This is a genomic window from Duganella sp. CT11-25, from assembly GCF_047302815.1.
In the GTDB taxonomy this organism is placed as follows: domain Bacteria; phylum Pseudomonadota; class Gammaproteobacteria; order Burkholderiales; family Burkholderiaceae_D; genus Rugamonas.
This window is the reverse complement of the sequence record NZ_JBKBFD010000001.1, coordinates 1377202-1388887: the sequence shown is the minus strand read 5'-3', so window position 1 is coordinate 1388887 and position 11686 is coordinate 1377202. Positions and strand designations below refer to the sequence as shown.

At 65.1% G+C, this 11686-nt stretch carries 5 protein-coding genes; 1 reads left to right on the top strand and 4 read right to left on the bottom strand.

All coding sequences use genetic code 11. The features are described from left to right. Window positions 1-359: 359 nt before the first annotated feature. Complete coding sequence (locus tag ACEN9F_RS05590) at window positions 360-3020, bottom strand: M1 family metallopeptidase (RefSeq protein WP_413418650.1); 2661 nt, start codon at window positions 3018-3020, stop codon at window positions 360-362. Between the two features lie 120 nt (window positions 3021-3140). On the opposite strand from ACEN9F_RS05590, the gene ACEN9F_RS05585 reads away from it, so the two are divergent. Next, on the top strand, window positions 3141-3767 hold the full coding sequence (locus tag ACEN9F_RS05585; RefSeq protein WP_413418648.1) for a glutathione S-transferase family protein: 627 nt from the start codon (window positions 3141-3143) through the stop codon (window positions 3765-3767). Window positions 3768-3801: 34 nt separating this feature from the next. Here the strand turns inward: ACEN9F_RS05585 and ACEN9F_RS05580 are convergent, their stop codons facing one another. Genes ACEN9F_RS05580 through ACEN9F_RS05570 form a run of 3 tightly spaced genes read right to left on the bottom strand, consistent with a single transcriptional unit; the run spans window position 3802 to window position 11565 of the window. Then, complete coding sequence (locus ACEN9F_RS05580) at window positions 3802-4779, bottom strand: CheR family methyltransferase (protein WP_413418646.1); 978 nt, start codon at window positions 4777-4779, stop codon at window positions 3802-3804. An 11-nt stretch (window positions 4780-4790) separates the two neighbouring features. Next, a complete protein-coding gene (locus ACEN9F_RS05575) occupies window positions 4791-9680 on the bottom strand; it encodes a HAMP domain-containing protein (protein ID WP_413418644.1) in 4890 nt (1629 codons plus the stop codon). After that, window positions 9673-11565, bottom strand: a complete 1893-nt coding sequence (locus tag ACEN9F_RS05570; RefSeq protein WP_413418642.1) for a putative bifunctional diguanylate cyclase/phosphodiesterase — start codon at window positions 11563-11565, stop codon at window positions 9673-9675. The genes ACEN9F_RS05575 and ACEN9F_RS05570 overlap by 8 nt, the downstream gene beginning before the upstream one ends. Window positions 11566-11686 lie beyond the last annotated feature (121 nt).

Below are 11686 nucleotides of genomic sequence, written 5' to 3'. Positions count from 1 at the left end.
ATATTGTCCGATTATTATGCAGTTCGCTGGTCACAGCGTGCTCTAGTTGGTCCCGCGTCCAAGCCGGTGCGTGATTTCACAAAGCATGACTCAGCAGGCTCGCCGGTGGCCTGAAACACCGGCACCATCCTCCTTATACCCCACCTTAATGAAGTCCTAAGCCTGTGCCAAGCGATGTCTGGCAAAGTAACACCTGTAGCGCGCGGTTCAGCCGGGCGCCCGGTTGCCGGACTCTGTCAAGCCCGGCACAGAATTCGTCCAGGCGGCACCATCGCCGCCGGACCCGAACATCCCCACGCTTTCGAGCGTTTTGCAACCAGCATCATCTCACGATGACGCTGGTTTTTTTTGCCTGCGTTTTAGCCGCGCTTGGCCAGCCACGCGTCGATCTGCGGCAGGCGCTTGCTGCGCACCTTGATGCGGTACTCGATCGCGGCAATCGCGGTCCTGGTGTCGCCTTGCGCCTCGGCCGCCAGATGCCGCTGGGCGTAGGCGCGCAGCTTGCCGACCATCGCCGGGTCGGCCGAACGTCCGCCCAGGCCAGGGAAATAGCGGCTGCGCGAGGTGGCGTCGATCTTCTTGTCCAACTGCTCCTGATGCGCGACGGCGAAGTCGAACGCCAGGTCCGGATGTTGGCTGGCGACGTGGCTGATCATCGAAGCGCCGGACGTGGCGCCCGGTTCATCGGTCAGCGCCAGGTCCAGCGTGCGCTGCGCCAGCGCCTTGTCCTTGGCCGCGCCCAGCAGGTCATACAGTTCGCTCTTGATCATGCTGGATTGCTCGGCCTTGGCCGTGGCGCGCAGCTGATCCCATGCGGCGGCATCGGCATTCGAGGCGATCACCGCCAGGATGGGGCGGCGCAGCGCGGCCGGCATCGCGTTCGGATCGGTGGCCGAGGCGGCGTAGCGGCGGCGCGCTTCGGCGATCACGCCTTCGTCGCCGACGTCGCCCAGGGTGCTGATCAGCGTCTCGCGCAGGTTGGCGACCGGCGCCGCCTCGTCCTTGGCGGCGGTCCAGCCGATGCGCGCCAGCACCGGCGCCAGGCGCGAGCGCGCATAGCGGTCCAGCGCCGCCTGCTGCTGCGGCTTGGCTTCGTTCATGTCGTGCAGCCCGGCCAGCACGTCGGCGATCTTGCCCCATACCTGCGGCGCGGCGCCCAGCGGCGCTTGGTCGACCAGGTCGAGGAAGCTGGAGGCCGGCATCCGGCCGCCCAAACCCAGCGCCCAGCTGTCCGACAGCAGGCCCAGTTGGTCGAGGGCCGGCATGGAGGCAAAGCGCCCGGCCAGCGCGGCAAAGGCTTTCGGCGCGTACAGCGTGCGGTAGTAGCCGCTCTGGCCCGCATTGACCAGCACCGCGCCGCAGCCCGGCAGCGTCATGCTGGCCTTGCCGCCGTTGACCACGGTGCGCACGGTCGTGCCGCCGACGGTCTGCGCGATCACCGGCACGCGCCAGCTCAAGGGCTTCTTGTTTTCCTGGTCCTTGCTGAACTCACCCTGCGTCAGCTGGATGGTGGTCTTGCCGTTTTTGCAGACGGCGTCGGATACGCGTATCAGCGGCACGCCCGGCTTCAGCGTGAAGTCGTGGGCGATCGCGGTGACCGGCTTGTGCGCGGCCTGTTCCACCTCGCGCCACAGGTCGTCGGACACCGTATTGCCGTAGGCATGCCTGGCGATGTAGCTGCGTACGCCGGCGCGCCATGCTTCGTCGCCCACGTAGTTCTCCAGCATGCGGATGACCGATTCGCCTTTTTGATAGGTGATGCTGTCGAAGGCCTGGCTGGCCTGTTCGACAGTGGCGATGCGCTGCACGACAGGGTGGGTGGTGGCGAGCGCGTCGCGTTCCATCGCCTGCTCGCGCGTGCCGACCGCGCGCAGCTCCCAGTTCCACTCAGGGTGCAGGCGGGTGGTGGTGCGCGATTCCATCCACGAGGCGAAGCCTTCGTTGAGCCACAGGTCGTCCCACCAGGCCATCGTCACCAGGTCGCCGAACCACTGGTGCGCCATCTCGTGCGCGGCCACCAGGAAGGAGGTCTCCTTGTCGGATTGCGTGGCGACGCGCGGATCGAGCAGCATCGCGTATTCGAAGGTGAAGATCGCGCCCCAGTTTTCCATCGCGCCGAAGAACTGGCTGCGGCCCGGCGCGGCGATGTTGTCCAGCTTCGGCAGCGGATACTTGACGCCGAAGTAGTCGTTGTATTCCCTCAGTACGTCGCGCGAGGAGTCCAGCGCGAACTGGGCCTGGTTCAAGGCGCCTTTCTGCGTGACGACGCCCAGCTCGACGCCGTCCACCACGGCGGTGGCGCGGTCGAATTCGCCCAGGCCGAAGAACAGCAGATAGGTCGACATCTTCGGCGAGGTGGCGAAGCGCACCAGTTCGCGGCCATCGGCCAGCTTGCTGGTCGAGACCACCGGCATGTTCGACACCGCCATCTGGCCGGCCGGCACGGTCGCTTCCAGCGCGAAGGTGGCCTTGTAGAACGGCTCGTCCCACGACGGGATCACACGGCGGGCGTCGGAGTTTTCAAACTGCGTATACAGCGCGCGCTTCTTGGCGCCGCCGTTTTCATAGTCGAGCGAGAACAGGCCGGTGGCCTGGGTACCGATCACGCCGGTGTAGTCGAGCTTGAGCTGGTAGCTGCCCGGCTTCAGCCGCTCGGTGAAGGTGAAGGTCGCGGTCTGCTGGTCCTCGTCCACCTGGATTTTGCTGGCGGCCAGCGCCGGCTTGCCCGGACCGGCGCTGATGGCGGCGGTGCTGAATTTCAGGTCGGCCGCATGCAGCGTCAGGCTGTTGGTGCTCAACTTGACGTCGAGCGCGATGGTCACGCTGGCGCTGAAACTGCTGTTGGCGGCGTCCGGCGTCAGCGACACGGCGTAGTGCGTGGGCACGGCGTTGCGGGGAAGCTGGGTGGTGACTTGCGCGGCTTTATGGGCGGGCGCGGCGGCGGCCAGGGCCAGGGTTGGAGCGCCGGAAGAAAAACCCAGCAGCGCCATGACGGCGAGCGAAATCAGGCTGCGTTGCATGCTTTATCCTTTGTATGTGGTCGGCTTCGTGGGCCAGCGAGCAATCTACGGGGAACCGTTGGCGATGTCAAATCCGGATTAGGAGGTATCATCCTGCCATACCAATAAAGGAGACGCAGCATGAAGTTCTACACATCCACCCGCGCCCCCAATCCGCGCCGGGTTGCCATGTTCATTGCCGAGAAAGGCTTGACCGATATCGAACAGGTGCAGGTCGACCTTGGGGCGCTGCAGAATCGCAGCGCGGAATACCTGCAGAAGAATCCCTTTGGCCGCGTGCCGGCGCTGGAACTGGACGACGGCCGCATCCTGTGCGAGACGCGCGCCATCTGCAGCTGGCTGGAAGGCTATGCGCCGGAGCCGAACCTGATGGGCGAGGGTTACGAGGAGCGCGCTTTCATCGAGATGGCGGACCGCCGCATGGAGCTGCATCTGTTCCTCGGCATCGCCAACTGCATCCGCCACACGCATCCCGGCCTGGCGGCGCTGGAACAGCCGCAGTTTGCGGAGTACGGCGCGGCGCAGGGCGAGAAGATGCGCGAGACGGCGCGCTGGCTGGACAGCACGCTGGCCACGCAGCCTTTCGTGGCGGGCCAGCGCTTCACCATCGCCGATATCACGGCGTTCTGCGCGCTGGAGTTCGGGCGTGGGCTGATGAAGTTCCGGCCCGGTCTTGAGGGCATGGCGCATCTGCAGGCCTGGCGCGACCGCATCGCCGAGCGGCCCAGCGCGTCCGTGGCTTACTGATAGCGCCGTCATTCCCGCGCAGACGGGAACGACGTTATGCCACGCGCTTGTACCACGGCTGGTGCGCCAGCACCGGCCGGTAGTGCCGCGCCATCGCATCGTGCTGGTCGAATTCGCGGTCCAGCGCAAGCATGCCGAACGGCGCCAGGCTGTCGTCGAACAGCTGGATCACGCGGCGGCGCAGCGCCGGGCCGAAGTCGGGCAGGGCGCGATGGCCCAGTATCATCTGAAACTCGTTGAACGAGGCGTCCGTCACCAGGTTGTATTGCGCCCAGGTGATGCGGCTGCGCAGCTGCGGCAGCAGCACCGCGCGGGTCCCTTCGGCGTTGACCTCGAAATAATCCAGCAGCTTGCCGACGCCGCCGCTGCGCACATAATTCCCCTGTAGCTCCGTCAGCCGCACCATCGGCAGGCTGGCTTCCTGCGCTTCGGCCAGCATGGCGTCGCTGGCCACGGTGGCGTAAATTTCGGTGCGCGTGCCCAGCTGCTCCTGTTCCAGCAGGATGGCCAGCGTCCACGCCTGCTGTGCGCCGGCGCAGTCGGCCAGCCACACGCGCGGCAGCGCGGCGCCGTGCAGGCACACGCCCAGCGACATGCGCAGCATCGACACTTCCGAGGCGTTGTCGAACATCAGCGCAGGCTCCACGTACAGGGCGCGCAGCAGGGTGTTGTAGACGTCGGCGTCGTGCAGTATGCGCGACTGCAGTGCGGAGATGGTGGCCAGGTCGAGCTGCACGCGCACGGCGTTCACCTTGCGCTTGACGACTTCGCGCTCATAGCCGCGAAAATCGTAGCCGTGGCACTGGAACAGGGCTTCCAGCAGCAGCTCCAGTTCCAGCTCCTCGACCGACGACGGCGAGTGGCGTCGGCCGGAGCCGCCGGACGTCACCAGTACCGGCGGGCCGGAGGCGCCGCCGGGCGGTGCCTCCGGCTCGGGCACTATCGCCGCCGCCTGCGCCTGCGCCTCCGGTCCGCGCAGCGCCGCCTTGATGGATGCGAACAAGGACGTCATCGATACGGCCATCAATGCAGCCAGACCCGCATCAGCGACAGCAGCTGTGCCACGTCCACCGGCTTGGTGATGTAGTCCGATGCGCCGGCCGCGATACATTTATCGCGGTCGCCCTTCATCGCCTTCGCCGTCAGCGTGATGATGGGCAGCGATTTGAATTTAGGAATGCGGCGGATCGCGCGCATGGTGTCGTAGCCGTCCATCTCCGGCATCATGATGTCCATCAGGACGATCTCGATGGTCGGATCGCGCTCCAGCACCTCGATGCCGTCGCGGCCGTTCTCGGCGAACGAGACCTGCATCTGCTGGCGCTCCAGCAGCGACGACAGCGCGAAGATGTTGCGCAAATCATCATCGACGATCAATACCTTGCGGCCCGCCAGGCCGCCGTCGGCCGCGTGGATCTCCTCCAGCATGCGGCGCTGGGCCGCAGGCAGGCTGGCCTGCGAGCGGTGCAGGAACAGCGCCGTCTCGTCCAGCAGCCGTTCCTGCGAGCGCGCATCCTTGATGACGATGGTCTTGGCGTAGCGCTTCAGCTTGGCCACTTCCTTGCGGTTCAGGTCCTTGGCGGTGTTGATCACGATCGGCAGGTCGCGCAGCGACTCGTCCTTGCCGATGATGTCGAGCAGGTCGAAGCCGCTGATGTCGGGCAGCGTCAGGTCCAGCACCATGCAGTCGAAACGCTGCTCGCGCAAGGCGTCCAGCGCGGCCTGGCCGGTATCGACGGCGACGATGTGCAGGTCGGCGTCGCCGATCAGCGCGACGATGGAGTCGCGCTGTGCCGGCTCGTCATCCACCACCAGCAGGCTGCGTTTGCCGCCCAGCAGGAACTTCTGGATGCGGGTGAATTCTTCCTGCAGCGCGTCCTTGCTGACCGGTTTGTTGAGGTAGGAGATCGCGCCCAGGCGCAGCGCGCGTTCGCGCTCGCGCAGGCTGGACATCACGTGCACTGGAATGTGGCGCGTGCTCGGATCGCGCTTCAGGCGGTCCAGCACAGTGAAACCGTCGATGTCCGGCAGGTCGAGATCGAGCAGGATCGCCGAAGGCAGGTAGTCGCGCGCCAGGCTCAGGGCCGAATCGCCCTGCATGGTGACGATGCCCTTGAAGTTTTTCTCGCGCGCGAAGCCCAGCACGATCTTCGAGAAACGTTCGTCGTCTTCGATGATCAGCACCGACGGATCGCCCGGCGCCACCAGGCCACGGTCGTCGCTCTTGCTGTGTTCATCGATTTCCGCATCCAGTTCGCTCAGCGTGCTGCTGACGGTGTCGTGATCCAGCGCCGGCGGCGAGTAGACCACCTGCGGCGACGGCGCGGGCAGGCGCACCTGCGGCTGGCGGCCCATGTCGTAGTTGACGAAGCCGGTGCGGTTATACGGCAGGAACAGCGTGAAGGTCGAGCCGTTGCCGACGATCGATTCCACGCGGATCTCGCCGCCCAGCAGGCGCGCCAGTTCGCGCGAGATCGACAGCCCCAGGCCGGTGCCGCCGTACTTGCGGGCGGTGGAGCCATCGGCCTGCTGGAACGCTTCGAAGATCAGCTGCAGCTTGTCGGCGGCGATGCCGACGCCGGTGTCGGTGACGGCAAACGACAGCACCGCGTCCGCGTGCAGCAGGTTGGGGTGGTCGCTTGAGAAGCCGGTGGTGACCAGGCTGATATCCAGCGCGACCTGGCCGTGCGTGGTGAACTTGAACGCGTTCGACAGCAGGTTCTTCAGCACCTGTTGCAGGCGCGTGGTGTCGGTCATCATCGCCACCGGCAGGTTTTCCTTCAGCTCCACCGAGAAGCCCAGGTGCTTGGCTTCGGCCATGTGGCGGAAGGTGCGGTCCACATAGTTGCGCAGGTTCTGGAAGCGGTACTCGGAGACGTCCAGCGTCACCGTACCGGATTCGATCTTCGACAGATCCAGAATGTCGTTAATCAGCGTCAGCAAGTCGGAGCCGGAGCCGTGGATGGTTTTCGCGAATTCCACCTGCTTGCCGGACAGGTTGCCGTCCGGGTTGTCGCCCAACTGCTGCGCCAGGATCAGCAGCGAATTCAGAGGCGTGCGCAGCTCGTGCGACATATTCGCCAGGAACTCGGACTTGTACTTGGACGACAGCGCCAGCTGGGTGGCTTTCTCTTCCAGCGCCAGTTTCGCCTGCTCCACCTCGCGGTTCTTGCGCTCCACCTCGATGTTTTGCTCGGACAGCAGGCGGGCTTTTTCGGCCAGCTCCTGGTTGGTCTGTTGCAGTTCCTGCGCCAGCGACTGCGACTGCGTCAGCAGCGATTCGGTACGGCTGTTCGCCTCGATGGTGTTCAGCACCACGCCGATCGATTCCATCAGCTGGTCGAGGAAGGACAGGTGGGTTTCGGTGAAGCGGTCCAGCGAAGCGATCTCGATCACCGCCTTGACCTGCTGCTCGAACAGGATCGGCAGCACGACGATGTTGGTCGGCGGCGCCGCGCCCAGGCCGGACGAGACGACGATGTAATCGCGCGGCACGTCGGTCAGCCAGATGCGGTTTTTCTCCAGCGCGCACTGGCCCACCAGACCTTCGCCCGGCAGGAAGGAAGTCGGCAGCTTGCGGCTGGAACGGTAGCCGTAGCTGGCGATCATGCGCAGGCGGGCGTCCGATTCCTGCGAATCCATCATGTAGAACACGCCGTGGTGCGCCGACACCAGCGGCGCCAGCTCCGACAGAATCAGCTTGGTCACGGCCTGCAAGTCGCGCTGGCCCTGCAGCAGCCGGGTGAAGCGCGCCAAATTGGTCTTCAGCCAATCCTGCTGCGCGTTCTTCAGCGTGGTGTCCTTCAGGTTGCGGATCATCTCGTTGATGTTGTCCTTCAGGTAGGACACCTCGCCGCGCGCTTCCACTTGGATGGAGCGGGACAAGTCGCCGCGCGTCACGGCGGTCGCCACCTCCGCGATCGCGCGCACCTGGTTGGTCAGGTTTGCCGCCAGCTGGTTGACGTTCTCGGTCAAATCCTTCCATGTGCCGGCCACGCCGGACACGTTGGCCTGGCCGCCCAGCTTGCCCTCGGTACCCACCTCGCGGGCCACGCGCGTCACCTCGGAGGCGAAGGAGGACAATTGGTCCACCATCACGTTGATGGTGTCTTTCAGCTCCAGGATCTCGCCCTTCACGTCCACCGTGATTTTCTTCGACAAGTCGCCGCGCGCCACGGCGGTGGTCACCGCCGCGATGTTACGCACCTGGCCCGTCAAGTTGGACGCCATGAAGTTCACGTTGTCGGTCAAGTCCTTCCAGGTGCCGCCGACGCCCGGCACATAGGCCTGGCCGCCCAGCTTACCCTCGGTACCGACTTCGCGCGCCACGCGCGTCACCTCGGATGCGAAGGAGGACAATTGGTCCACCATCACGTTGATGGTGTTTTTCAGTTCCAGGATCTCGCCCTTGACGTCCACCGTGATTTTCTTCGACAGGTCGCCGTTGGCCACGGCGGTGGTCACGTCGGCGATGTTGCGCACCTGGCCGGTCAGGTTGCCCGCCATCGAGTTCACGCCGTCGGTCAAATCCTTCCATGTGCCGGCGACGCCCGGCACGTTGGCCTGGCCGCCCAGCTTGCCCTCGGTACCCACCTCGCGCGCCACGCGCGTCACCTCGGAGGCGAAGGAGTTCAATTGGTCCACCATCACGTTGATGGTGTTTTTCAGTTCCAGGATCTCGCCCTTGACGTCGACCGTGATCTTTTTCGACAAGTCGCCGTTGGCCACGGCGGTGGTCACGTCGGCGATGTTGCGCACCTGGCCGGTCAAGTTACCCGCCATCGAGTTCACCGAATCGGTCAAGTCCTTCCATGTACCGGCCACGCCTTTCACCTGCGCCTGGCCACCCAGCTTGCCCTCGGTGCCGACCTCCCGCGCCACGCGCGTCACCTCGGAGGCGAAGGAGGACAATTGGTCCACCATCACGTTGATGGTGTTTTTCAGTTCCAGGATCTCGCCCTTGACGTCCACCGTGATTTTCTTGGACAAGTCGCCGTTCGCCACCGCGGTGGTCACCGCCGCGATGTTGCGCACCTGGCCCGTCAAGTTGGACGCCATGAAGTTCACGTTGTCGGTCAAGTCCTTCCAGGTGCCGCCCACGCCCGGCACATAGGCCTGGCCGCCCAGCTTGCCCTCGGTACCCACCTCGCGCGCCACGCGCGTCACCTCGGAGGCGAAGGAGCGCAGCTGGTCCACCATGACGTTGATGGTGTCCTTCAATTGAAGAATCTCGCCGCGCACGTCGACCGTGATCTTTTTCGACAAGTCGCCGTTGGCCACGGCGGTGGTCACCTCGGCGATGTTACGCACCTGTGAGGTCAGGTTACCCGCCATCGAGTTCACCGAGTCGGTCAAGTCCTTCCAGGTGCCGGCCACGCCTTTCACCTGCGCCTGGCCGCCCAGCTTGCCCTCGGTACCTACCTCGCGCGCCACGCGCGTGACTTCGGAGGAGAAGGAGGACAGCTGTTCCACCATGGTGTTGGCGGTGGTCGCCGCGCGCAGGTACTGGCCCTTCAGCGGGTGACCGTCCACCTCCAGCGCCATGGTCTGCGACAGGTCGCCTTTCGCCACGGCGCCGATGACGCGCGCCATTTCGGTGGTCGGCCGCACCAGGTCGTCGATCAGCGCATTGACCGCGCTGATGATGGTGGCCCAGCCGCCTGCCATGTTGGGCACTTGCGCGCGCTGCGTCAGCCGGCCTTCGCGGCCCACGACGCGGCTGACGTCGGTGACCACATGGACCATTTTTTCCTTGGTCTCGATAATCTCGTTCAGGGTATCGGCGATCTTGCCGGCCATGCCGGTCCAGTCGGACGGCATGCGCACGGAGAAGTCGCCTTTTTTCAGCGCCATCAGCGTAGCAAGCAATAGTTTGGCGTCGATCTGTTCGCCCATGTCGGTCATATTATTCATGGCTTATATTTTCCTCATTGCTTAGGAGGGTTGGGGCTTCGGGTTCGGTTAAGGCGGTATTTTCGATCAGGCCGGCGGCTTGCAGCGGCGGATAAAACAGTTCGCCCTGGCAGGCGTCGCAGCCCAGTTCCTGCAGCACTTCCAGCTGCAGGCGCTCGTCGACGCCCAGCGCGACCACGCGCATGGACAGCGCGCGCGCAAAGTGGATGACGGCGGCGACGATGTCGGTGCCGCCGTCGTCGTTGCCGATGGCGTGGACAAAGGCGCGGTCTATCTTCAGGACGTCGAGCTGCCAGCGTTTGCAGGCGGCCAGCGACGAGCGCGCGCTGCCGAAATCGTCCAGCGCGGCGCGCACGCCGGATGCCTGCAGCTGCGCCAGCAGTTGCGCCAGCGGTTCGGCGGCGCCCAGCAGCAGCTTTTCATTCAGTTCGATGCCGATGCTGCCCGGCGCCAGCTTGTGCTTGCGCATGGCCGGCAGCAGCATCTGCAGCAGGTCGGCGTGCAACTGCGGCGCCGCCAGGTTGATCCAGATGCACAGCGGGTCGCCGGCCGGATCGCCGGCGTGACCGGCGACGCCCTGCCACAACGCGGCCTGCGCACAGCTTTGCGCGATCACCCAGGCGTCGACGCGGTCCAGCAGCGCGCGCTCCTGCACGTGCGGGAGGAAGCGTGCCGCGTCCAGCAGGCCGTGGATGGGATGGTGCCAATACAGCAGCGCTTCGGCGGCGACGATGGCGTTGGTCTTGATGTCGGTCTGCGGCTGGTAGCGCAATTCCAGCTGATCGGCCGCCAGCGCCTTGCGCAGTTCCAGCGTCCATTGCTCGCGTTCGCGCTCGCGCACATTCAGCGCCTCATGGAAGAACTGCACCGGCGCCGCCGCATTCTGCTTGGCGTGGTACATCGCGGTATCGGCATTGCGCATCAGCGCCTGGGCGTTGACGCCGTCCTGCGGATAGATGGCGATGCCGATGCTGGCCGCCGTCTTGATGCGGTGGCTGCCGATGTCGAAGGGCAGGGCGCAGGCCAGTTCGATCTTGCGGCCCACGCGCGCGGCGTTGGCGGCGGCGGCACGGCCTTCGATCAGCACCACGAATTCGTCGCCGCCCAGCCGGGCGACGATGTCGGCCACCCGTACCGCCGCCGTCAGGCGCGCCGCCACCTGGCGCAGCAGCTCGTCGCCGGCCTCGTGGCCGTAGTTGTCGTTGATCTGCTTGAACTTGTCGAGGTCGAGGAACAGCAGCCCGAAGCCGACGCCGCTGCGGTCGGACGTGGCGACCGCGTGCTCCAGCGCCTGGATCAGCGCGCGCCGGTTGAGCAGGTTGGTCAGCGCGTCGCGCGTGGACAGTTCGTGGGCGCGCTGCTCGGCCAGCTTGCGGTCCTTGATTTCCTGCGCCATCTCGGCGTTGATGCGTTCCAGGTCCTGCAGGCGCTGCACACGCAGGTCCTGGTTCAGGCGGGCCAGTTGTTCGCTCTTTTGGCGCAGCTCGATATTCCGCTTCGTCATTTCGACGAACACCGCCACCTTGGCTTGCAGGATCTGCGGGATCACCGGCGTGAACAGGTAGTCGGCCGCGCCTTTCTGATAGCCCTTGAGCCGGTTGATTTCATCGGCGTAATGGGCGGTGATGAAGATGATGGGCACGCCGGCCGAGCGGGGATGGGAATGGATCGCCTCGGCCGTCTCGAACCCGTCCATGCCGGGCATGCTGACATCCAGCAAGATCACGGCGAAGTCATGCAGCAGCACCTGGCGCAGCGCCTCCTTGCCCGAAGCGGCGACGATCAGCTCATACAAGTGCTGATCGGCCGCGTCCAGCAGCAGGCTCTCCAGCGCATACAAGCTGGCCGGATCGTCGTTGACGAGGAGAACTTTGGGGATCTGCACGGCGGCTGATGGGTTGAAGATAGCGGTCTCTAGGAAGGTAAAAGATACTCCTGTGCCTGCTGGAGTCAAGCAATATTGTGCATTGCCACAAGTTGACGGCGAGTATCATTTTAACTATTTA